Source organism: Alloscardovia theropitheci (assembly GCF_004332295.1).
In the GTDB taxonomy this organism is placed as follows: domain Bacteria; phylum Actinomycetota; class Actinomycetes; order Actinomycetales; family Bifidobacteriaceae; genus Alloscardovia; species Alloscardovia theropitheci.
On sequence record NZ_RXLP01000019.1, the window covers coordinates 325,844 to 349,280 of the forward strand.

Consider the following 23,437-nt stretch of genomic DNA (forward strand, 5'->3'; position numbering starts at 1 on the left):
TGCTACACTGATTCACGTGCTTCGTGTGCACTATAGGAGCACAACTGCGGATGTAGTTCATCGGTAGAATGAGAGCTTCCCAAGCTCTAGAGGCGGGTTCGACTCCCGTCATCCGCTCGATACTTATGTTTTTATAGATTTCTTTATTGGTGTCCGCTAATGTAACGCTTGGTCGTATACATTATGGCGGTATTCCCGGCGGTTATCTTAAAAGTTGTATTTTGACAATTATTAAGAAAACAAGCAGAGAAAGACGTAATCTAATTTATACAGAAACACTATGTATTAGTAAGTAATTGCTATATTTCCAAAATGCGAAAGTATTGAGGAATAACCTTAATTTGGGTTAATGGTCAAAAAGTGTGTATGGATGGGTGTGTTTTATGTGGTTCGTCCTGCCCATCCGTAATGGATTTGTAGTTCTTGTGGATCGTATGTGCTGGCATGATCGTTGATAGTGGTATCAGGTTTTTCATTAGTGGTGGGTTTGACGAGTGTGTTAGTGATCGCTTCATCATGATGTGTGGATAAATACGTGATGATATCAACAGGGTTTTCGCTCATGCTGGTTAGTGTCCATTCAATCGCGCATCGCATATGATCTTGACTTAGGCCAGGATGCAGGCTTAAGAGACGACGTATGGTTTTGTTCACGCCTCCTTCTAACCGGTTTGTCGAGTTGAGCAGATGCTGGTGATTTTCTTGGTGTGTATTCAGGTACGTGAACAAGTGCTGTTTTCTTATTAAGCGTTCTAGTAAGCGGTAGGCCTTTCGTAGTCTGGCATGCGTATACCACCACGCAGGAGACTCGTATGGGTATCGCGGATTTGCAGTGACTTCATGAATCACATACCCATATGTTTGATACCACTGGTTAATGTCTTGTTGCCACTGAATAGCTTGTTCTTGGGTATGTATTCGCAGAAGTTTCTTGCTTAACGTGAGTAAACTTTTGCCGGCAATAGTGCGTGGCTTACTTGTCAGATACACACGAATATTACGAGCAACATGAACGAGGCATCGTTGAATTCTCACGTCAGGCCATGTCTCGTGTAGTGCACGGTGAGCTCCTGGTCCACCGTCTAAACACACACATTCAGGTTCAACGAGTTGTTCTAGTAATGCTTTATACGCGGCAGTATTTTCACGATGACACCATTGCCACGCGAGAACATGATGCGTGTTCATCGCGATAAGAAGACACCATTTATACGGTAAATAAATACCATCGATAAGAATCTGAGGTTCTATGACACCGGTTGTTGGTATAGACGGTACAGGTACGTGCCAACACCACTGAATATGTCGTGATAACGTTGAACGCGAGACGGGAAGAAACTCAACAGGCATATGAGAGAAAAGCCACGATACGAATAATTGAGTATCTTTTCTATACCGTATATCATCACGACACTGTACCCGACTCATACCACATGTCATACATCGCCATCGTGTTGTTCCAGCACGAGTTTTACCATTCTTGACCATTAACTGCCCACATAGCATACAACGAGGAATTCTGCCACCAGATACCATATATTATGGTCTCACACCATAAATACCCCACCACACACCAATAACCCCAAGCCCTAACCAACAAATTCATACACACATTATGACCATTAACCCCTTAATTTAGCGATGAATGATCGCTTAAATATATTAGAGGGATAGCACATTCATTCATATTGTGTGAGAAGGATTTTTTATGTCAGATACAAAGCAATTTAAAGATTTGGATGATTTTCTTGGAACTCATTTTATTTATACCTACGATAATGGCTGGGAATATGAATGGTATGCGAAGAATGATCATACAGTCGATTACCGCATTCACGGGGGAATGGTTGCTGGCCGTTGGGTTAAGGATCAGGAAGCACAAATTGTAAAACTTACTGATGGAGTTTTTAAGATTACGTGGACTGAGCCAACGGGTACGGATGTAGCATTGGACTTTATGCCGAACGAAGGGAAACTGCATGGGACTATTTTCTTCCCAAAGTGGGTTCAAGAGCATCCTGAAATCACTGTATGCTTCCAAAATGACTTCATTGATGTGATGGAAGAATCTCGTGAAAAGTATGAGACATATCCAAAATATGTTGTTCCTGAATTTGCGACTATTACATATATGGGAAATGCAGGACAGAACAATGATGATGTCATAAGCGAAGCACCTTATGACGGTATGACTGATGATATTCGCTCCGGTCGTTATTTTGACGATAAATATAAGCGGATAAATAAATAGAGGCTAAAATAATAGCTGGTATCCTCTCGTTAATTTTATCGAGAGGATTTTTTTATTAATCTAGTATCCTTGGTAAAGAATTATGATGATACAGCGTCAAAGCGCATAAAACCATACGAGCTAAGCAATCATCATAGTGAGAAATTCCAAATGTAGTTTTGGATGTTTCATCTACGAGCTAATGCGATACGTATCACTAATCATCTATCCTGAGCATCGGAAGTTGCTGTACGAAATCCTTTAATGCCGGGTTAAAGCTGGTATTGCAGCTGCAGTAGAAGGTTGCAGTAGCGTCAGTATCAAGAATTCTAATGAATTTTCTTTCGCTATCCGTTCGTAATAATCGGTTATAAGCAATTTTTCGAGCTTCTTGAGTAACAAAATACAAAATTTCGCTATTTTCTACTACTGTTCTAAATGCCTCATCTGACTGCTGAACGAGCAACTGCGAGGCTGGTAGATGCTCTCGGCATACAGATATCCAGAAGCCCACATCGGGGTGCATAACGATGTTGTAGCCATTAAAATCGCTGAAACGTAATTCATCATACCGAGCGAGGATATGATTCGTAGGAACGGCTAGGTAAAGCGATTCCTGCATGAAAGGCACTGTGAGCGTGTTATTGCCGGTTATCGGATGTGGGGTAATAGTAAGCTGTGCATCATTTGATGATAAAGCATCCGTAATGGCATCTAATTGTGGCTCAATTGATTGCGTAATTGAAAAGTTTGGAAAAATTCTGCGAACGATTGAAGAAATTACGGACAGCGGAACAGGCGCGCATGATGTGATACTGATACTTTTTTGTTGTGCATCATGCTTTCTTATATCTTCAAGCATGAGATTATATGAATCAACAACTGAGCGGGCTCTCTCTACCGCAAGATCGCCAGTAGAGTTAAGCGTAACGCTTCCAGAAGTTCTGTCGAAAAGTGAAACCTTAAACTCTGCTTCGAGTCGTTGCATTGTACGAGTAAGAGAAGGCTGTGATGTGTGTAACTCTCGTGCGGCGGCGGATAGCGTTCCTTTTCGTGCTACTACAAGGAGTTGTTCTAAATCATCAATACTTGCCATAATGCCCAGTCTCCTGAATATTCCATACTTACGTACATTTTATATGAAATATGCAGGAGACGGGTTTCGCGCACAGAAAAATTCTGTTATGCGATAAAGTGAGTGATTAATTTTGTTCGTTGAGCCCATTATTTGTGTCGGCAAGCCATGTTTTTACATCCTGTGCGCTAGCTGATTGGGAGAATCGGTGACCGGTAAGCCATGTGCCTGATCCTGCGAGATTGCGCAAGATTTCTGCATCATTACCAATTCCAGAGCTGGTGGAGATCGTAAATGGAATGATTGTCTTTCCGTCAAAATTATTTGACTTAACGAAGTCGTTAACAGGCCAAGCAGGAATCTGCCACCATGTAGGGAAACCAAGATAAACAGTGTCGTAGGAATCCCAGTTATCGATGTCTTTGTTTGCTACCTTTACATCGCGCAAACTTTCGTCCTCGTACTCACGTACCACACGGCTTTGCGGATTCGTCCAACGTAAATCATCATCAGTGTATGGCTGCTCAAGTGTGAGCTCTACTGCAGGAGCATTGAGCTCGCTAGCAATATTTTCCGCAACGCTCTTTGTATTTCCTGATGCAGAGAAGTAGATAACAATGGACTTACTATCAGTTGATGCATTAGAGGTAGTGCGAGATGAGTTTTGTGATGAGGAGTTTGCAGAGGAATCTTGGTTAGAGGATGATCCGCATGCTCCTAAAGCGGTGATCATGCTTAAGCCTGCTACGAGTGTGAGAGCTTTCTTTACTGTGTTATTCATAATTCTTCCTTAATAAAATCTCGTTATCTGATGTTTCTAATGTATCGCTATCAGGAAGTCTAATTATGAAAAATCGGGATACTACTCATACAACAATAAGATATAGGTATACGGTTCGCGTATACCCCTTAATCCATAGCGCGCTTAGCTCAGAATCCTACGTATCAAGCGATGATTTTCCGCCAATCTTAAATTCTTACGCGGGCAACCAAAAACTTGTAGTATCTTTCTTAAGCTCTAGCTGCTCATCTATGAGTTTTCCAAGAAGATCGAATGGTATCGGCATCGTGAGTGGAAGATTGATCGTTTTCTTGAGGCATTTGTATCCTCGTTCAGTAAACTCATCTCTATATTTTTCTAACGTTGGCACTTCTGGCGCGACACTGATATGCTTGCTAGACGCTGAAAAGCCTAGGATAAATGTTCCATGATGAGTAAACATAGGCTGATTCCATGCAATTCGTGTGTCAAGTTCTGGATGCTGAGAAAGAACCCATGTCAATGCGTCTCGCAAAAGCTGCTGAGTCGTTTGAGGTACACGAGGGCCGTTAAGATATTCTTCGAATTCCTGAGGAAATAGTGATTGATGATTGGTTGCCATATTTTCTCTTTGAATAGGTAAAATGCCTACTGACAAGAGGCATGCGGATGATATATCTTTAGTATATCGAAGAAAATAGTAATTGCTGAGCTAATGCGACTGATGAAGACTTTGCCAAAGTTCACATAACTTTATGACGATAAAACTTATATGGCTATAGAGGAAATTGAGAGGAAACAATGAAGACATCCAATAAGCAAAACCAGCGTTTAAACGCATGGAAGCGGGTGTGGGAAAGTATCAAGCATACGCCGATGCTTTTTGTAACTTTCGCAGTACTCATGATGTTATGTGTATTAAGCTCGCCAGCTTTGGAATCGTACAGTTATCTACGGATTTGGATAGTTGCCATTTTGGTTGGTGTTACTGTTATCGATACGGTTATGGGCATGATTGCTGATATTCGTGACGGTCATGTCGGTCTTGACATTCTTGCAGTTGTGGCAATTCTTTCTACTCTTGCGGTTGGAGAGTTTTGGGCTTCGTGGGTTGTTGTTTTGATGATCTACTCTGGGTCAGTTATTGAAGATTACGCTGAAAGTTCTGCAGAGTACAATCTCACAGCATTACTGAGCGCTCAGCCGCACATAGCGCACGTGATAAGGACTTATAAGAGCTCTGAAGACAATCTCACTGGCAATCTCACTGGCAATCTCACTGGCGAGCAAGAAAATCACGTAATTGCAGATATTAGCGCAGATGAAGTTCAGATTATGGATTTGCTTCTCATTAAGCCAGGGGAGACTATTCCTGTCGATGGAGTAGTTATGAGCGATCGTGCAGTTGTCGATCTGGCGATGATTAATGGAGAATCACTGCCGCGCACTATTTTGAATGCCCAAAGAGTTCCATCCGGGGCAGTTAACGGGGCAGAAAGTTTTACTCTTCGTGCGACAGCAAAGGCGGAGGACTCACAGTATCAGCGTATTATCTCACTTGTGCGCCAGGCACAAAACTCTCGGCCGGCAGTAGTGCGAACAGCTGATTTACTAGCTGTGCCCTTTACAGTAATAGCCTTTACGATAGCGGGCTTAGCATGGTTCTTTAGTGGTGATCCAACCCGTTTCGCTCAGGTGCTTGTGCTCGCGACTCCTTGCCCGCTTCTTATCTCTGCGCCGGTCGCATATTTAGGTGGGACATCGCGTTTGGCTGCTTCTGGTGTACTGATAAAAGGACAAGAAGTTATAGAGCAACTTGTGCGTGTATCGCATATTTTCTTCGACAAGACGGGAACCTTGACAGTTAAGCAGCCACGCGTAGTTAAGGTCGAGCGTTCTCATGAAGATTCGGCAAAAAAGTGGGATAATGTGTCTGATGATCTTCTTCTTGCAGTAGCAGGAATAGTCGAATCATACTCCATTCATATCTTGGCGCAAGGTATCGCGCGTGCAGGGCGAGATGCTCGTCAACGTTTGGATGGCAACTATGATAATCGCTTAACTCCTGACAATGTGAAGCACGTTGTAGAACATAGTGGCTTAGGTATCGCTGCACAAGTGGATGGCTATGACATTCGTATCGGACGATTGGAGTTTGTGCGAGGAGAAGAATCGGATAATGGGTTCGTCAAACCGCGCAATTATCGGCATACGCAGTCGCGAAAAGCTCAGACTATGCAGCATAAATCTCACAACGATTATGAAGCGAATACTGAGAATGTTGATTACGGTTTTTCTTCTCTGGAATCTTCGGAAATGGCTGCATATATGTCAATTAATGGCGATGTCGTTGGCCGTATCGTAATGCGAGATGTGCCACGTGATAATGCAAAAGAGACAATAGAAAAGCTTCATAAATTAGGAATTGACGACATCTCGATGCTGACAGGAGACTCGAAAGACTCTGCTGAACGCATTGCGCAAGAAGTAGGAATAAAACTTGATAATGTACATTCAGAACTTCTGCCAGAAGGCAAACAACGCATCGTTAAGGAAGTAAAGCTCGCGGATACGAAGCACAATAATACTGTCACGATGATGGTGGGAGACGGAGTTAATGATGCGCCTGTTCTGGCCTCAGCAGATATTGGCGTAGCTGTGACAGATGGTTCAAGTTCTGCCGCATCACAAACAGCTCAGATGGTGATTATGAATGATGATATTAGCCTTATCCCACGTGCAATTGAGATCGCACAGCACACTCGAAATGTGATGTTCCACTCAGTATTAGGCGGTCTCACGCTCGCTACCATTGCAATGATTGTAGCTGCTTTTGGTGTTATTCCTGCTGTATTTGGGGCTTTTGGACAGGAAGCGATTGACGTTATTTCCATTTTGTGGGCGTTAACGGCTGTACGCGAGAGGAAGTAAATTTAAAGTATGACAGTAGCAACTCCAGAACGTTATAGCGCTATGCTCGCTGCAGCTCGTGAAGGCGGTTACGCTTACCCGGCGATTAACGTTACAAGTACCCAAACGTTAAATGCTGCATTGCAAGGATTTGCAGATGCTCAGTCTGACGGAATTATCCAAGTATCTGTCGGCGGTGCTGCATATTTAAGCGGTCAAAAGTTAAAGAATCGAGTTATAGGCTCGCGAGCTTTTGCTGCTTATGCGCGTGAAGTGGCGCAGCAATATCCAGATATTACTGTTGCTTTCCATACGGATCACTGTGCTGAGCAGTATCTCGGTGAGTGGGTAGACCCATTGCTGGATATGGAAATTGAACAAGTGAAGCGTGGTCAAGAGCCAATGTTCCAGTCGCATATGTGGGACGGTTCGACAGTGCCTTTAGACCATAATATAGAGATCGCTCAGCGTTTATTAGAAAAGTCTGCTCAAGCTCATACAGTTCTCGAGATTGAAATTGGCGCAGTGGGCGGCGAAGAGGATGGACATCGCGCAGAAATTAACGAAAAGTTATACTCCACTCCTCAGGATGCTGCGCGGGTAGCGCAAGCTTTGGGATTGAGCACTGATGCACAGGGTAATGCGCGTTATATGGCAGCATTTACCTTTGGTAATGTACACGGTGCATACAAACCGGGTGTAGTAAAGCTTAAACCAGAACTTTTGGGCGAGATCCAAGCTGAGACGGCTGTGGAATTTGCTGATGTTCCTGGAGCTCATGCGCATAAGCCATTCTATTTGGTCTTCCATGGAGGATCGGGATCTCGCGAAGAAGAAATCGCTGAAGCAGTCAGCCACGGTGTCGTCAAAATGAATATTGATACTGATACGCAATATGCTTTTACCCGTGCAATCGCAGGACATATGATGGTCAATTACGACAAGGTACTCAAGGTCGATGGCGAGGTCGGAGAGAAAGGCGAATATGATCCACGTTCATGGGGTCGCGAAGCAGAAGATTCGATGGCTCGTCGAGTAGTAGAAGCTTGCGTACAATTGGGGTCAGCTGGAAAAGCAATGAAATAAGCAACAAGTTGGTTTGTTGTATATATTTGAATATATAACTACAGATAGTTATGCGAAGCGTGGAAGTACTCATGAATGGGTACTTCCACGCATTTGTATAAAGGTATTAGAGCCAATACGTGGCTAACTCGATAACGTGGCCTCATCAGCAAACTCATAATCAGCGCTTTCGCAGAGCACTCAGAGTGTAGAGCGCTCAGGGTATTGTCGATATGTAATTCTTTTCGATTGCTGGGAGGGCAGTTATGCCAGGCATTATTCTCATTGGTGCACAATGGGGCGACGAAGGCAAAGGTAAAGCTACCGATTTAATTGGTGGCAAGGTTAATTATGTTGCACGCTTTAATGGTGGTAACAACGCAGGCCATACGGTTGTTGTAGGCGAGGAATCGTACGCTTTACATCTGCTCCCATCCGGTATTGTTAATTCAAATGTGACGCCTGTAATTGGCAACGGTGTTGTTGTCGATCCTGAAGTCCTTCTTGAAGAGATCGAGGGGCTTGAAGCTCGAGGCGTTGACTGCTCGAAGCTACTTCTTTCAGACTCGGCTCATATTATCGCGCCATATCATCGTGTTATTGATAAAGTAACCGAGCGTTATGCTGGAAAACGTAAGATTGGAACTACCGGTCGCGGTATCGGGCCAGCGTACGCTGACAAGATTAACCGTGTAGGTATCCGTGTCCACGATTTGTATACACCGGAAGTGTTGCGCGATAAAGTAGAAGCTTCTTTGCATCAGAAGAATCAGATGCTTGTTAAGCTCTATAATCAGCGTGCTATCGATATCGATGAAACTGTTGAGCATTTGCTAGATTTGGGTCAAAAGATTCGCAAATATGTAGCTAATACATCTCTTGTACTCAATCAAGCACTTGACCGTGGCGAAGTAGTGCTTTTCGAAGGTGGACAAGCAACTATGCTTGACGTCGACCATGGTACATATCCATATGTAACGTCATCTAACCCAACTGCTGGCGGTGCTTGCACGGGAACCGGAGTAGGCCCTACAAAGATTTCGCGCGTGATTGGCGTTTCTAAGGCATACGTCACACGTGTGGGTGAAGGACCATTCCCTACAGAACTTGAGAACGAAGATGGTGAATGGCTTCGCGCTCAGGGACACGAATACGGCGTGACCACAGGTCGTCCTCGTCGTTGCGGTTGGTTTGATTCAGTGGTTAACCGATATGCCGTGCAGGTTAACGGTTTGACTGATATCGTGCTCACTAAACTTGATGTATTAACAGGCCTAAAGACGATCCCAATCTGTGTGGCATATGATGTGGAAAATCCAGACGGTTCACATACTCGTTATGATGATATGCCAACTGACCAAGATGCTTTTGCCCGCGCAACTCCAATTTATGAAGAGATGCCTGGCTGGAGTGAGGATATTTCGCAGGTCCATCGTTTCGAAGATTTGCCACAAACAACTCAGGATTATGTTCACCGTCTTGAGGAATTATCAGGTTGCCGCATTTCGGCAATTGGTACAGGCCCTCAGCGAGATCATATTATTTCGGTACATTCTTTAATTGACGAGGACTAAAGCGTTTTAGCTGGAGCATCACTGCTATGGCTAAACATAAAATGGCGAAACATGCTATGGTCAAACGCGATAGAAGGAAAACTTCTGCCGGTCGACGAATGAATGACCGTGACGCTCTGCGTAGTCGTTCTGATAACCCGCTGACAGATATATGGATTTATATCGTTGTCTTTTTGGGTGGCTCTTGTGGCACGGCTACGCGCTATGTATTGGGGCGTACACTCAATATTTTGCCGCAGCCATTAAGTATCCATTGGGGTACATTAACGGCAAATCTTATAGCATGTTTTGTTTATGCCTTGCTTTCTGCACTTTTGGCACAGACGTTGAGTGCTGTAAATTCTACTTCTAGGGCGAAAAGAGCTGGTGAGTTAACCTCTCGTGCTCTTGGTATGGGTTTTTGTGGTGGACTATCTACCATGTCCACATTGGCATTAGAAATTACCGCAGGGCAGTATGGTTGGGTGTATGCAATCATTTCGCTTCTATCAGGCGTATTTTTTGCTCTGCTGGGGTCAATTTTGGGCAATGCTATCGGTTCCCTTATCTCTGGAGCTCGTGTGGATGCGCGAGGGCGTAAATCAAAAGAAAGTGGTTCGTCAAAGGATAATTCCACAAAGAGCAACTTACGCAAACGTGGCCGTCATGCAGGTCGTCATAATGTGTCGACTCTTTCTCAGGCGCCGTCTCTTTCTCAGTCTCAGCCTCTTGCTCAGATGCAACGTCGCGAGAAAGCTAATCATAATGATCTTAAAGCCGCAAATAGCACTGAGCGCGCATCTTCCACGAGTTCAGTTCGTCATTCTCGTCGCAAACGCAAACATTGAGATACAAAGAATGGCACGAGAAATGTTTGAGTGTTTCAGCGAGGTTAGAGAGTCCAGAGACACCATGACGTTCAGAGGTTCCAGAGAATTCAGAGCTGTATGGAGGAGAAATTGAGTATGGATATTACTGCGCTTCTCATTATTAGTTGCTGTGGAGGATGCGGTGCAGTAGCTCGCTTTATTGCTGATACGCTTATAAAGCGTACTCACCCTACGGTGTTTCCAGTGTCTACTTTGATTATTAATACAATCGCAGCGATTCTTTTTGCGGCCTCCCTTGTATTTGTGCGTGAATCTTTTGGGCCAGTTTATACATATATGACCGCTGGTTTTCTCGGAGGATTTTCCACGTTTTCGACAGCGATGAATGAAATAGTGACTCTTGCACGTTCAAAGCACTGGGCGCAATTCATAAGTTATTTCATTGTAGCTATCGCTATCCCGGTAATCGCATTAATACTTTCCATTATGGTGTTTATGCTGATACATTAGCGCACGGATGTATTAATATGTGCTTGCACAAACGCATCCGCGTAACGTTAATATACTGATGAACACAGTGCCCGTATTTCTTCGCTAGTTTTCTTATAATCAGTGCCGGGCACAATGACGACCAGGCCATCTCCTGGGAATATAACGGTTTGCTTATGAGGGACGAATTCTTTACCACGACGACGAATTGCAATAACCGATGTACCCCGTGGCCACGTGATATCACTAATTGATTTGCCGATAATGCTACTTCCCAATTCGACTGGCAAGGAAATAATTCCAGATTCTGCCTCAGAAGAATGAGAACTATTGTTGTCGTCGGCTGCCGTGTTTTCTTGATGAGAATTCTTCTCCATATACCGGTCTAAAAGGACATGGTAAATAGGTTCGATATGCAAAATATCTGATACGAGTAAAGCGATTAAAGTGACAGCTGCAACTGGGAACATATGCACAAGAGAGCCGGTCATCTCAATGACGAGAAGCATAGAAGTAATAGGAGCCTTAACAGATGCAGCAAGAGCTCCCGCCATGGCTAGAACGGTAAAAGTAGCGACGTAGCGAGATAAAACCGAAAAATCTCCTAAATCGTACAGTCCCGCAATACGCGCAAATAAACTTCCGCCTACTGCGCCGATGGTCAGAATAGGCAAAAAGATGCCTCCGGGTACTCCACTTCCAAAGCTTGTAGAGGTAAAGAGCATCTTGACGGCAAGTAGGGACGCAAGTACAAGAATAGTCCCTCCTGCTTGCTCGGCATATTGGATGAGGCTCGCCCCGCCGCCCAAGGCTAAGGGGAATACCATGCCGACGGGAAGGGCGATGGCAAGCGCGATGAGGATGCGCCAGATGCTTGGGATGCGGTTGTATAAGGATTGCGTGCCGAGGAGCATTTTATTGGTTGCTGAGCCGATGAGGCCGCTAACAATTCCCAAAGGAATGAGCCAGATATATGTATGGAGATCGAGCTGTTCAACATTTGCGAATTGCAAAACTGGGGTAAAACCCAAGAATATTTTTGAGACTAGGTCAGCAGTGAGCGCGGCTGTTGTTGCTGTGAATAAAACAGTGGGATTAAAACTTTTATATACCTCTTCAAGTGCAAACATCATACCGGATAATGGTGCACTAAAAGCAGCTGAGAGGCCTGCGGCAGCTCCAGCAGCTATAAAATTATCGCGTTCAATAGCATTTCGTTCTATGCGGGACGTAGCTCCAGCAGCGCTCGCTGCACCAATTTGGATGGAAGGACCTTCTCGTCCAAGGCTCATGCCGAAGAATCCACAGATGATTCCAGCAGTAAAGCGGACGATAAGAATTGACCACCACCTCATTTTGAGACCCCACAAGAGGACTCCTTCAACCTGAGGAATTCCAGATCCAGATGCCATCGGCTCCCACGCGATAAGTTTGGCTATAAGGATAGCTGCCAGTATGGCTGCTACAACCCACAAGCAAATCATAAACGGGTGAGCAGCGAGATATGCGTAGAGTCCGACCGACCAAGAATTGCCATAAGCAATCGCAGCACGATAAGCAACAACGAGCAGTCCAGCAGCAATGCCGCATACTATGCCTCGAGCAGCAATCGACCATTGCCTTCGATATGATCCAGAAAGTAGCTCTTGTATATGCGTGCGGTATGACGCCATATGAGCTTGTCTTATATGGCGGACGCCGTCGACAGTAAAAGATGATGAATCATGTGACTGGAGTGAATCTGAGCCTTGGGAATTATCGGAAGGATTATTGGACGAACTCGTAGACGAATTACTAGACGTTGGCACATTCAAATCAAAAGCCTGTGCATCGTCATCAACGAGTGCTGATGAGTCAAGCACTCGTGACGCGCGAGATGAACGTATTTTTGGGGATGACGCATTCTTCTTAGCGCTCTTGGCAGAGCGCTTCGCTTTTTTAGGCGAATTTGGTTTGTGATGAGAAGAATTGTTCATTTGCGCTGCCTCGTTTACGCAATGTTTGCGATAGTCTATAGCTTTTATACTACATGCACTTGAATTGTTGCGATGCATGAGTTCGCTAGTGTGGCAGAGAAGATAATATTTCAAAGAATTAGCAATGCGAGTGTGGCATGTGAGACATGAGTAAATTAATTACGCACTCCTATGGGTACACTAAATATAGAAGATACGGAAGTAAACGTGTGCATGTGTGCATGTATGCATGTATGCATGTATGCGTAGAGTACGAGTATACGTAATGCGAAGCAAGAGTGTGGAGGCATGTCAATGACGCCAGAGCAGATTAATGAATATGTAAATCGTGATCATGCAGCAGATGTGGAACTTGCAGCTCAGCGTTTAGAAGGCGTTGTACGGCATACGCATCTTGAAGAATCGCAAATTCTGTCTGATCGCATTGGTGCACGCGTACTCCTCAAGCCGGAGAACCTACAAAAGACAGGTTCGTTCAAGTTGCGTGGAGCATACAATAAGATCGCATCTTTGTCTCAGGAAGATCTTGATAAAGGAATTGTTACCGCTTCCGCAGGAAATCACGCACAAGGTGTTGCCTATGCAGCACGCGAGCGTGGGGCACAGGCAACAATCGTTATGCCACGTATTACACCTCCTATTAAGGTTGACGCGACAAGAGCATTAGGTGCAAAAGTTGCACTGGTTGGTGATGTTTTTGATGAATCAAGTGCTCACGCGGCAAAATTATCTGAGGAACAAGGACTTATCTTCGTTCATCCGTTTAACGACTATGAGGTTCTCACAGGACAAGGTACTATTGCTCTTGAGATTTTGCAAGATTGCCCTGAGGTGACGGATATTCTGGTTCCGCTTGGAGGTGGCGGCCTGGGAGCTGGAATAGCTATGGCAGTGAAGGCTTTTGCGCCTCATGTTCGCGTTATTGGTGTAACGCCAGAAGGTTCCCAAGCTTTCAAACAATCCTTTAGTGATGGTCAGCATGAGGTTCATCCTGCGTCTTCAGTGCATACTGCTGCTGAAGGTGTAGCCGTTAAGCAACCGGGCGATTTGACTTTTGCATTACTTGAAAAGTATCTTGATGGTTTTGTTACCGTGACCGAACGAGATATTTCCGAAATGATTTTGCTCATGCTGGAAAAGCATAAGCTTGTGGTCGAAGCTGCTGGAGCAGTATCTCTTGCCGCTTTGAATGAACTGGATAAAGTCAAGTCTGTGGCTTCCTTAGAAAACAATGGAACGGATGCTAAGCTTCTTGACGTCCCAGATATGAAGAACCGTGTTATCGTTCCGATTCTATCTGGTGGAAATATTGATACGGTGACTATTGGTGCAGTTATCCAACGTGGAATGATTACTCGTGGTCGCATTATGCAGTTTGGCGTAGAACTTCCTGATACTCCAGGACAGTTGGCATTGATTGCGCAAATTCTTGCAGACCTACGCGCTAATGTTATCGAGCTCAATCATGATCAGTTCAAAGCACAATCGCATTATACGAATACAGTATTGCTGGAAGTAACTGTGGAAACTAATGGACCAGAACATATCCAGCAAGTTCTTGATGCACTACAAGCTAAAGGATTCCGTGTTAACCGCGTATATTAAACGCGTATACTAATACGAATCGCTTAGTTATCTTCGATAACGTCATGTACTAGCTGAGGCAGTACGATCTCAATGGGCTCGCGAATGATGTCAGACGCTTTCGCGAGCTCATCCATACCTGTCGGCTGGGCGTTGATAATGCGAATGCGTTTGCCTAGTTGCGCTGCATACGGTACAAGCGACGCAGCTGGGTAAACTTCTAAACTAGAACCGATGACCCATAGCTCATCTGCTTGAGATATTCCCAAGGCGCCTTTTTCTAGAGCTCCTTCGGGTAGCTGCTCGCCGAAATATGTCACATCCGTCTTTAAAATTCCGTGGCACAGGCTGCAGCGTGGAGCTGGTGTATCGTCAAGCGTGCTCATAATGTCTGCTGTGTTATATGCGGCGCCACAATTAAGGCAATGAGATGAAGCAATCGTGCCGTGTAAATTACTAATTTTTTCTGCCGAATTTCCAGCCCGTTCGTGTAATCCATCAAAATTTTGTGTAGCGATAATACTGAGTACCCCAGCATTTTCTAGCTCAACGAGTGCTTTGTGGGCAGGGCCTGGTTGCGCGTTCCATACGGCAGATTCTTTTTGCCAGCGCCATGAATATTCGCGAGCTTGACGATTTGATATAAATAAATCGTAATCGTAAACATCCGTTTGCTCGGGATGCTTAGTCCATACGCCGTCGGGGCCACGGAAATCAGGGATTCCAACTGATGTAGAAATCCCAGCCCCGGTAAAAACTGCAATACTCATACTCGCCTCATCCCATAACGGATTATATGACTTATGCCTGTAATTGAGCGGCATAAGTTTACTTCTGTAAAAATTCTATCGCCTTTGTGCCCGTGATACTTGACACCATGACGAATTTCCCATAGTATTCACTATGACGTAGTAGTCATTTACATTACGGTAGAAAGTACAATAATGGTTACCGCACCATCTAGCACTCATGCTAGAACGCGGATGAATCGCATCGTAGCACTAAGCTGCGCATTCGTCACTGCATGTGCTCTCGCATTAACAGGTCAGCCGGTTTCAGCCCGCGCTGCAGAGCAGCCACAGCATACGGTTCAATCTGGAACTGTCCGCGTTTTCCAACAAACTAGTCCTCAAGATATTTCAGAGGACGCATCGTATTCCTTAAACGTCGTAGAGGCAACAGCCACCTATGAACCTGAGGAAACTCTTATTCACATTGCTGAAGAAAGCAAAGGCTCACTGCATGCGGTGGATAATACTGCAGATATTGAGCCGGGCTATGATTCTATAGCTTCCGGTCTTGATCTTCAGTGGGATACCACCCGCAGTCAGTACACAAAAAATATGCTTAAAGTAGCATTTACTGGTCCAGCGGGCTCTCGTTTATTCATGTATGCGCTTGGAAATCCGAATTCCTCTGACAGCACGGATTCAAATAGTGCAGATTCGGTTAATGCGCATTCAGAAGCACATTCTATGTCTGAAGATGGGGAAGGTTATGAAATTGCCCCATCGGGTAGCTGGCTTGTGCAAGAAGGTCAGCGCACTCGTTCAATGAATTGGGTGTTTACTCAACCTGGCGATTACACGCTTTCAGTAAGATCGCTTGCACAAAGTGATAATGGCGCGTATTCAAATGCAAGAAATTACACATATCGAGTAAAGGTTGGAAGGCAATCTTCTATTCCTTCATCAGGAAATCCTTCACACGGTAGTTTGGCAGGGACTTCAGAATCTTCCGGCTCACAGACTGGATCACATTCAAGTTCGTCCGCAGAATCAAGTGCGGGTGATGAGCCCGGACCCGCTGGCTCGGATGATCATAGTGACGGCGATAGTAGCAGTGATAGTAACGGCCATATTAACGGGGAAGAAGACGATAGCCATAATTCTGATAAACAGAGCGCGGATGAAAGTGCTGATCATCGCGTAGAAGAGAATTTTAACGGTGATACTGCACAAATTAAGGCTCCGCAAGAGCATCCCATAGATCCTAAAACTGGCAAAGAGTTACTTGCTCGAACGCACGTTGACGCTGCCCATGTATATTGGGATAAAGCGACTCAAAAATTATCTATTGGTGTGATCGATGGCTCGACACTTCGACCAGCTGACAAGGTGTCGGTACGTCTCGGTCCAGATGCCGATACACGTGATGGTCGCGAGGTGTCTCGAATTAAATTGCCGTCGAATGGCGCATTATCATTCCTTGGTAAACCTGGTGATATTGTATGGAACGCGCCTGGTCAGTGGTATCAGGGGCATCATCCTGTGTGGGCAGGAATAGGTGCTGGGAAAATGCCTGATTCTGTCAACCCATATTCTCTTAATCTCAAACTTCTGAAGGTCACAGGTCCCGGATGGGTGAGCGTGTGGCGAAGCGGAAGCGATTTCGTCGCACAAGATCTCGATACGAGGAATCCTGAGAAAATGAGTATGTCGCTGGTAGCAGGCGGCCATGGGCACTATAACTGGTCTTTCTCACAACCTGGGCGTTATTCGATGGTCTGGCAAGCCACTGTAGCAATGCGAAATGGCACGAAAGTAGAATCCCCTGAATATACAGTTGATTGGTTAGTAGGCCACGATAAGGATGTCAATCTTCCTGCTGGATTTACTCCTTCATCTACTATCTCGATTCCGGCAGAGCAGTTTACAGAAGCATCAATAAATAATGATTTTGGTTCTGACACCTCGTCCTCTGATGGTGGTGAAGAGCCAGAACTTCCACGTGTTCATTCGTGCCTTGTCCCGGGACATTATGATCTTATGGCCAAGCATGATTCTCACGATGGACAGTTGCATATGACTCTCGCTGATGATTCAGGTTCTCAGCGTGTATTCCATAAAAGCTATACAGCTGTCATTCCTGTTCCTGATTTTGCGTCACACACATTGTCGGATAATTCACCATCAGTTCTTAAGCAGTTGGGCGCACAGGGATCACGTGTATGGACTCTTCCTCAGATTCAAGATCGTGACTTGGGCTGGTTTGGCATGAATACCCAAGAATTGGATTATAGGAAGATAATCAATCCTGGAGTAAAGGCTGAAATATCCGATTTCTCCGGACCAGGACGCATGATGCTGTGGGATTCAAATATACTTGACGGTTCTCATACGCTCCTCGATACGGCAAATTTTGATCGCAGTATTTTCTTTGAAAATGCTACGCATCGGCATATGGCAACTACTTTTAATAAGCCGGGACTGCATAAAGCGAGCTATTCCTATGAAGTAACGTACGATAAAAATTCTGGTTATCGAAATTTCGCGTACGACTATTATGACGTGTATTACGCCGTGGGTGACGATGCAATCAAGTCTGCATGCGGACAAGATTTCTTTAACCGATACGGTGTGCGGCATAGTCATGAGAATAATTCTGATGCATCTTCAGCCGATAAGAAGGAAAATCATACGGATGACGATTCTCACAGCGATAATCCTTCGCGTACTCAAAATGACCGGGAGAAAAATAAACGATTCTCGCTTACTCTAGATCGTGGGCATGCAGATATTTTCAATGTTTCGCTAAAGAATAATGCAGAAGTTGAGCTGAACCTTAAAGAGGACGTTACTGGAACTGGTGTGATTCATCAACCAGAAGACGTACTTCTTCGGGTTAATAGGCAAGCATATTACGCGCATCTTCCGCAGTCGATAACTGATATCGTAAAAGCGCAATCAGCATACGTGCTCCCTCAGACTCAGGATTCCCGAGTTCTGTGGCCAGGATGGGATACTCAGGAAATTGCTTCAGCTGGGTATGAAAGCGCTGCTTTTGATATCTCATATACTGGTCCTCGTGATGGTCGCATTGCCATGTGGATCCATGATGCATTTGCAGGAGCGCAATCACGCTTAGTTGATAAGAGCTTTATCCTTAAACCAAGCGGGTCGACGATACTCCAACCGTATCCAGCTCATTCTCATGCAAATTGGGCGTTTACTAAGCCTGGGCGATATGTGCTTAAAGTTCGAGCACGAATTTTTGATAAAAATCGAGCTCAACTTATGAGTAAAGTGCGCACGTATACGATTGACGTGGGCGATGAGCGAGAGAACGGATCTGTGGCGAAAGACAAACGTGCACAAGTATCTGAACGCGCATCTGAGAATTCGCGTGAGCAAGCAGGAGTCAAGGTAGATAGTACAACTTTTGCAGACCAATGGTCAGGTTGCCGTGAAACGACAATCACACGCGAGGCAACTGAGCAAGAGGCTCGCGAACTTAGTCAGAATGTATCAAGAGTACCTGTAAATTCTGCTCGAACAACGCTTACTTTTTCGGTTGGACCACAGGCGAGTGGAAATGCCACACAAGGGCATTTCGATCTGGGGCCAGTTGTAGAAGGCGATACGCTTGTGGCGCGTATAAAGGATGACCGTGTTGCAGGAGGACGATGGGTAGACCCGCGCTCGCTTGTATTTGCAGTAGGGTCATCGGCTCAGATTAACGCACCTTCGAGCTTGTCATTTGTGACGCATGAGGGGCATCGCATATGGTCGATTCCATCAACTCAAATTGCGGGTGTTCCTTGGCTTGGACTTAACTCGCAGCATCCACAATTGTCTGCGCGGACTAATGGGGCTGTTAACTTTACTCTTGATTCTGTTTCAGGACCAGGAAAATTTGCAGTCTTTAGTGCTGGGGCATTTGGTAGTGGCGTGGGAGCTCATGTATTCGACGCGGCAGGTTCGTCATATACGCTACCAGCACATACACATGCGCACTATAACTGGGTGTTTACAGAACCTGGCATATATCGTGTAACAATAACAATGCGTGTTACGCCAACCTCTGGCAATCTTAGAGGTAGCGGTTTCTATTCTGGAAATAATTCTGGTGTAAGTCGCCTAACCCTTACTGGTTCACAAGGTGAACACGGTAGACCAATGGTTCAAGAAACCGTTGGGCGTCGAAGCGATGGAACTGCTTGCGCACTTGCTGAAACAGGAGTTGATACATCGCTAAGCGTTGTAACTGTAGCATTCTGTGCAGTAGTGGGAATAACGCTAGGTCTATGTGCATACGGTTCACGACGACGATATAGGAGGTCACTCAATCATTATGCGGATAATGTGTGCGGTGCCTACGAAAGTAGTGCATTGCAGAGCTTGCATAATTTCGGTCAGTATCGTAATTGGGGTATTCAAGTAATAAAACGACTCATCGTGATTATTACTATCGCCGCTTGTGTATGTAGTATGTCAGCGTGCTCATCACCGTGGAATGAAAATTACCATAATGATGCTCATCAAACGCGCAAACTCAATGTCGTTACTACTACAGGGATATTGGCAGATTTAGCGCGAAATGTTGCTGGCGAATACGCTAATGTAACTCAGCTAATCCCGAACGGTGCTGATCCGCATAGCTGGGAGCCTTCGCTCAGATCCATTCGAGACATTGCATATGCGGATGTAGCGATAACAAATTATCTGCTTTTAGAACAGCATTCACTTATCCGTACTCTTGATGCTAATCTTCCCGAGAATGCAACTTCCGTATCGTTAGCTGAAGAAGCCACAAAATCTGGAGCTACTGTTTTACCTCTAGTAGAAAATAGGGCGTTAGATACCGTCTGGCTTGGGATGAGAGTTGCAGGTAGAGGCACACAATACGGAGCGAAGCGCTCTTCTCAGATTGATTTATCTGTTACATCTGTAAAAGGGCCAGGAGACGCAGCTGCATATATTACGACTACGTTTGGGGCGCCAGAAGTAAGTTTCGCATCGTCAGATGGATTTAATCCGTCCGACGGATATGCGGCTGATACATCAACCCTTCCTGCTGATGCGCATCAACATATGAGTTGGGCTTTTATGCGGCCAGGTGTTTACATCATTTCCGTTCAAGCAAAATTGCGAGTAGATGAGAAAACTACGCCGATCAATTTAGGTCAATCTCGTATCATGCTGGCAGTGGGTGTTGATGCGCAAAAAGCGGCTCATCGTTACGGGCGGCATGTCATTTCTTCAGGACATGCGGATGTAACAGTTGATCTTAATTACGGTGGCATAACGCTTATGGCAGATCGCTTAGCTGATGGAAAGACTCCTATTGATGCACCGGAAATAGATAAAGCCACACAGATTGAGTCAATGGCTGCCTTCAAGTTAGATGACGTTATTATTGATGTGCCAACGCGTACTTTAACGCAAGTTCCAACACAAAAACAGTATCGTTTTATCGCAGCCCCAGGGGCGGACGCGTATATTCTTGCCCAAGCGGTATTAGGCAAGCACGTACATGGTGAAATCGATCCACACTTATGGCACGACGTTCATAATGCTGGAGCCTATGTCAAAGTAATTCGAGATACGCTTGCACGTAAAGATCCTCAGCATGCGCGTGAATATCATTCTCAAGCCCAGCAGTATCTGCGTAAACTCGAATCCTTAGATGAGGATATGACTCGAATAATTTCGACGATTGATCCTCAAAAGCGACAATTAATCACGACTAATGATGCATACGGCTACCTTGCTCATGCGTATGCCATGTCAGTCGCTGGTTTTGTTACCCCGAATCCATCGACCGAGCCATCTATTGCCGATCGTAAGAAACTCATTGCCACATTGAGAGATCTTAAGATTCCTGCAGTTTTCTTAGAACCACAATTAGCGCGTACGCGGTCTGTTCTTAAAACGGTTGCTCAGGAAAATAATGTGCGTATTTGCCCACTTTATGGCGATACTCTCGATGACAATGCATCAACGTATATCGACATGATGCGTTTCAATGCACGGTCTTTAGCGACATGCTTAGGAGGTAAGCAGTCATGAATACAGCACAATCATTACAAACTGCGTGTCGAGGAATTCGTACTGCATACAAGAAAATTTCGAAAATAGCGGGCTTCATTCTATGCGCTGTGCTTATGAACGTGGTGCTTATGAACTCTGCGCCACTTGCATGGGCAAACAACAATGACACCGCGCATGATGGCGATTATGATAATGCGCGCATCGTTTCAGATAATGAAATGATATCAACAGATAAAGCTGCGATTGATATAGGTCATGTCGACATAGGTCCGAAGATAATTGACGGACAATGGAAATTGCTAGCGCGTGACGATTCAGGTGATACTCCTGTATGGCGTTATCTCGATAATGTCGTATTTAAGGTAAAAGATGCGGCGATAATGGATGCGCCACAGGGCGAGGAGTACTCCGTGTTTGGCGCTCATGAGACAGATAAGTGGTGGGTTATACCTCAAACTCAAAATCCAGACGTTGTTTGGCTAGGCTGGAATACACAAGATCCGCAAGCAAGCGGCATCATGGATAGAGGCGGAACATTAAGTCTAGAGTCAGCTTCATCAGATGATAGGTCTTCTGAAATTAATCACGGTCGAGCTTGGGTGTTTGTGCAAGACGGTACTTTTGGTAAACCGCGAATTCTTTTCGATAGTCAGAAGAAAAATCGTCAGGATATCTGGGTGGATGCCAATACACACGTTCATGCAAATTGGGTATTTACTCAGCCAGGGATACGCCTTATTCCTGTGAAATTCTGTGCTTCGACAACGACTGGAGAAACGGAATGCGCCAGTTCAGTCTTGCGCTTTGCCGTGGGAGATTCGGCATCTACTGAAGAGGCATTGAACGCGACTGTACGCGTAGATGAACACTCGCAAGACACGACTAATGATGATTCACGTGAAACGATGCGCAATGATTCGCGCTCTCAATCAGGTGACCATTCGAAATATTCATCATCTCAGCAATCGCAATCCCACCTTGTTGGAATAGTTTTGACGTGTCTGTGCACGATTGCTCTCATCGTGGTTCTGGGCGTCGTCGTCGTTCGTGCTCGTGCAAATAAACGAAATATTATTCGTGCAAGCAAAGAAATCGAGGAGGAAGCAGAAAAAGAGAGTTCAAAAAATATAGGACATAACAATGGTTGGGAGGGCAAACAATGAATACGTTCAAGCTACTGAAAAATACACAGACGTCAGAATCTCATATATCTACTCAGAAAACTGCTGACACTTCCAACCGTGTCCATACGCATGAGCACGTTCATCATGCATTAGATGTGCGATGTTTGAACGTCACGGCATCCGGACGAACCATACTCGATGATGTCAGTCTGTATGTCGATGCAGGTGAATTTGTTGCATTAATTGGCCCAAACGGGGCTGGGAAAACGACATTACTGCGCTCAATTCTCGGACTTATGAATCATAGTGATGCGGGCATTAGTTCCTTTGGGGCGAAGCTCAACCCTCGTTCAATAGGGTATGTGCCTCAGCGTCATGAATTTGCGTGGGATTTCCCGATAACCGTGAGACAGACTGTTCTTAGCGGTTTAACAGGAATGCTGAAATTTGGTCGATGGCCACGTTTGGAACATTATAAAGCGGTTGAAGAAGCTATGAAACGGGCTGATATAACACATTTAGCTCAACGCCCTATCGGTGAGTTATCTGGTGGACAACGCCAACGCGTTCTTGTAGCACGGGCATTAGCTTTGCGGCCATCTATCTTGCTCCTAGATGAGCCATTTACAGGGCTAGATATGCCAACTCAAGAATTGCTGAATGATCTCTTTCGAAGTCTTGCTCGTGAGGGTCATGCCGTCGTTATGACAACGCATGATCTTATTTCTGCACTGAATCAATGTGATCGTTTATATCTCATTAATCAAACAGTCCAAGCATGTGGTACTCGTGAGCAACTACAAGATGCGAAGGTATGGATTGATACTTTCCGCATACGCGAGACGAATCCGTTGCTTTCAGCATTAGGGCTTATAACTAGTGAACAAGTTTCTAGTGGACAAGTTTCCAGCGAGCAAGAAGAAAGCGCGTCAGGTATGAATGTTCCGGATGCGACTGTGCGCTCGATTAGCGAGTTCGATATGAGTTCTAAAAATATACGAGCCGAAATATATCTAGCTGAGAATAAAGAGAAAACATGCAGGGAACTTAAAGGGGACGAGGAGTAAG

16 protein-coding genes and 1 tRNA gene are annotated in these 23,437 nt (G+C 45.0%); 11 read left to right on the forward strand and 6 right to left on the reverse strand.

What is annotated here, in order from left to right; genetic code table 11:
- Positions 1–46 precede the first annotated feature (46 nt).
- Positions 47–117: transfer RNA gene (locus EJ419_RS04865), tRNA-Gly, on the forward strand.
- A gap of 264 nt (positions 118–381) precedes the next feature.
- Here the strand turns inward: EJ419_RS04865 and EJ419_RS04870 are convergent.
- On the reverse strand, positions 382–1,536 hold the full coding sequence (locus EJ419_RS04870; RefSeq protein WP_131284142.1) for an IS1249 family transposase: 1,155 nt from the start codon (positions 1,534–1,536) through the stop codon (positions 382–384).
- Positions 1,537–1,708: 172 nt separating this feature from the next.
- Here EJ419_RS04870 and EJ419_RS04875 point away from each other — a divergent pair, with 172 nt between their 5' ends.
- Positions 1,709–2,251: a phenolic acid decarboxylase gene (locus tag EJ419_RS04875; protein WP_131284144.1), complete on the forward strand. Its 543-nt coding sequence runs from the start codon at positions 1,709–1,711 to the stop codon at positions 2,249–2,251.
- Positions 2,252–2,447: 196 nt separating this feature from the next.
- Here the strand turns inward: EJ419_RS04875 and EJ419_RS04880 are convergent, their stop codons facing one another.
- The 3 genes from EJ419_RS04880 to EJ419_RS04890 form a co-directional block, all read right to left on the reverse strand.
- Complete coding sequence (locus EJ419_RS04880; RefSeq protein WP_131284146.1) at positions 2,448–3,326, reverse strand: LysR family transcriptional regulator; 879 nt, start codon at positions 3,324–3,326, stop codon at positions 2,448–2,450.
- Positions 3,327–3,432: 106 nt separating this feature from the next.
- Entirely contained in the window at positions 3,433–4,086 is a 654-nt protein-coding gene (locus EJ419_RS04885; RefSeq protein WP_131284148.1) for a flavodoxin, read from the reverse strand.
- Positions 4,087–4,282: 196 nt separating this feature from the next.
- Complete coding sequence (locus EJ419_RS04890; protein WP_131284150.1) at positions 4,283–4,687, reverse strand: iron chaperone; 405 nt, start codon at positions 4,685–4,687, stop codon at positions 4,283–4,285.
- A gap of 179 nt (positions 4,688–4,866) precedes the next feature.
- Here EJ419_RS04890 and EJ419_RS04895 point away from each other — a divergent pair, with 179 nt between their 5' ends.
- The 5 genes from EJ419_RS04895 to EJ419_RS04915 all read left to right on the forward strand — a co-directional run bounded on the left by EJ419_RS04895 (position 4,867) and on the right by EJ419_RS04915 (position 10,933).
- Positions 4,867–6,996, forward strand: a complete 2,130-nt coding sequence (locus EJ419_RS04895) for a heavy metal translocating P-type ATPase (protein WP_131284151.1) — start codon at positions 4,867–4,869, stop codon at positions 6,994–6,996.
- Positions 6,997–7,005: 9 nt separating this feature from the next.
- Positions 7,006–8,061 (forward strand): class II fructose-bisphosphate aldolase, encoded by a 1,056-nt coding sequence (fbaA, locus tag EJ419_RS04900; RefSeq protein WP_131284153.1) that lies wholly within the window; start codon positions 7,006–7,008, stop codon positions 8,059–8,061.
- A gap of 245 nt (positions 8,062–8,306) precedes the next feature.
- Entirely contained in the window at positions 8,307–9,614 is a 1,308-nt protein-coding gene (locus tag EJ419_RS04905; protein ID WP_131284155.1) for an adenylosuccinate synthase, read from the forward strand.
- A 26-nt stretch (positions 9,615–9,640) separates the two neighbouring features.
- Entirely contained in the window at positions 9,641–10,441 is an 801-nt protein-coding gene (locus tag EJ419_RS04910; RefSeq protein ID WP_240680339.1) for a fluoride efflux transporter FluC, read from the forward strand.
- Positions 10,442–10,558: 117 nt separating this feature from the next.
- Complete coding sequence (locus EJ419_RS04915; protein ID WP_165496237.1) at positions 10,559–10,933, forward strand: fluoride efflux transporter FluC; 375 nt, start codon at positions 10,559–10,561, stop codon at positions 10,931–10,933.
- Positions 10,934–10,980: 47 nt separating this feature from the next.
- On the opposite strand, the gene EJ419_RS04920 is transcribed toward EJ419_RS04915, so the two are convergent.
- On the reverse strand, positions 10,981–12,585 hold the full coding sequence (locus EJ419_RS04920; protein WP_338068222.1) for a ClC family H(+)/Cl(-) exchange transporter: 1,605 nt from the start codon (positions 12,583–12,585) through the stop codon (positions 10,981–10,983).
- 597 nt (positions 12,586–13,182) lie between these two features.
- Between EJ419_RS04920 and EJ419_RS04925 the strand changes: the two genes are divergently transcribed.
- Positions 13,183–14,493, forward strand: a complete 1,311-nt coding sequence (locus EJ419_RS04925) for a threonine ammonia-lyase (protein ID WP_131284260.1) — start codon at positions 13,183–13,185, stop codon at positions 14,491–14,493.
- Between the two features lie 23 nt (positions 14,494–14,516).
- On the opposite strand, the gene EJ419_RS04930 is transcribed toward EJ419_RS04925, so the two are convergent.
- Positions 14,517–15,242, reverse strand: a complete 726-nt coding sequence (locus EJ419_RS04930) for an SIR2 family NAD-dependent protein deacylase (protein ID WP_131284161.1) — start codon at positions 15,240–15,242, stop codon at positions 14,517–14,519.
- Positions 15,243–15,416: 174 nt separating this feature from the next.
- Between EJ419_RS04930 and EJ419_RS04935 the strand changes: the two genes are divergently transcribed.
- The 3 genes from EJ419_RS04935 to EJ419_RS04945 are packed head-to-tail and all read left to right on the forward strand — an operon-like array spanning position 15,417 to position 23,436.
- Complete coding sequence (locus tag EJ419_RS04935; protein ID WP_131284163.1) at positions 15,417–21,263, forward strand: anchored repeat ABC transporter, substrate-binding protein; 5,847 nt, start codon at positions 15,417–15,419, stop codon at positions 21,261–21,263.
- On the forward strand, positions 21,260–22,408 hold the full coding sequence (locus tag EJ419_RS04940) for a choice-of-anchor M domain-containing protein (protein WP_131284165.1): 1,149 nt from the start codon (positions 21,260–21,262) through the stop codon (positions 22,406–22,408). The genes EJ419_RS04935 and EJ419_RS04940 overlap by 4 nt, the downstream gene beginning before the upstream one ends.
- The gene (locus tag EJ419_RS04945; RefSeq protein WP_131284167.1) at positions 22,405–23,436 is read left to right on the forward strand and encodes an anchored repeat-type ABC transporter ATP-binding subunit; all 1,032 of its coding nucleotides are present in this window, start codon (positions 22,405–22,407) and stop codon (positions 23,434–23,436) included. The genes EJ419_RS04940 and EJ419_RS04945 overlap by 4 nt, the downstream gene beginning before the upstream one ends.
- Position 23,437: the final 1 nt, after the last annotated feature.

Excerpts from the sequence above, each read along its gene's own strand:
- EJ419_RS04870 (WP_131284142.1), bottom strand. The coding sequence starts at position 1,536 with ATGGTATCTGGTGGCAGAATTCCTCGTTGTATGCTATGTGGGCAGTTA.
- EJ419_RS04875 (WP_131284144.1), top strand. The coding sequence starts at position 1,709 with ATGTCAGATACAAAGCAATTTAAAGATTTGGATGATTTTCTTGGAACT.
- EJ419_RS04880 (WP_131284146.1), bottom strand. The coding sequence starts at position 3,326 with ATGGCAAGTATTGATGATTTAGAACAACTCCTTGTAGTAGCACGAAAA.
- EJ419_RS04885 (WP_131284148.1), bottom strand. The coding sequence starts at position 4,086 with ATGAATAACACAGTAAAGAAAGCTCTCACACTCGTAGCAGGCTTAAGC.
- EJ419_RS04890 (WP_131284150.1), bottom strand. The coding sequence starts at position 4,687 with ATGGCAACCAATCATCAATCACTATTTCCTCAGGAATTCGAAGAATAT.
- EJ419_RS04895 (WP_131284151.1), top strand. The coding sequence starts at position 4,867 with ATGAAGACATCCAATAAGCAAAACCAGCGTTTAAACGCATGGAAGCGG.
- fbaA (WP_131284153.1), top strand. The coding sequence starts at position 7,006 with ATGACAGTAGCAACTCCAGAACGTTATAGCGCTATGCTCGCTGCAGCT.
- EJ419_RS04905 (WP_131284155.1), top strand. The coding sequence starts at position 8,307 with ATGCCAGGCATTATTCTCATTGGTGCACAATGGGGCGACGAAGGCAAA.
- EJ419_RS04910 (WP_240680339.1), top strand. The coding sequence starts at position 9,641 with ATGGCTAAACATAAAATGGCGAAACATGCTATGGTCAAACGCGATAGA.
- EJ419_RS04915 (WP_165496237.1), top strand. The coding sequence starts at position 10,559 with ATGGATATTACTGCGCTTCTCATTATTAGTTGCTGTGGAGGATGCGGT.
- EJ419_RS04920 (WP_338068222.1), bottom strand. The coding sequence starts at position 12,585 with ATGGCGTCATACCGCACGCATATACAAGAGCTACTTTCTGGATCATAT.
- EJ419_RS04925 (WP_131284260.1), top strand. The coding sequence starts at position 13,183 with ATGACGCCAGAGCAGATTAATGAATATGTAAATCGTGATCATGCAGCA.
- EJ419_RS04930 (WP_131284161.1), bottom strand. The coding sequence starts at position 15,242 with ATGAGTATTGCAGTTTTTACCGGGGCTGGGATTTCTACATCAGTTGGA.
- EJ419_RS04935 (WP_131284163.1), top strand. The coding sequence starts at position 15,417 with ATGGTTACCGCACCATCTAGCACTCATGCTAGAACGCGGATGAATCGC.
- EJ419_RS04940 (WP_131284165.1), top strand. The coding sequence starts at position 21,260 with ATGAATACAGCACAATCATTACAAACTGCGTGTCGAGGAATTCGTACT.
- EJ419_RS04945 (WP_131284167.1), top strand. The coding sequence starts at position 22,405 with ATGAATACGTTCAAGCTACTGAAAAATACACAGACGTCAGAATCTCAT.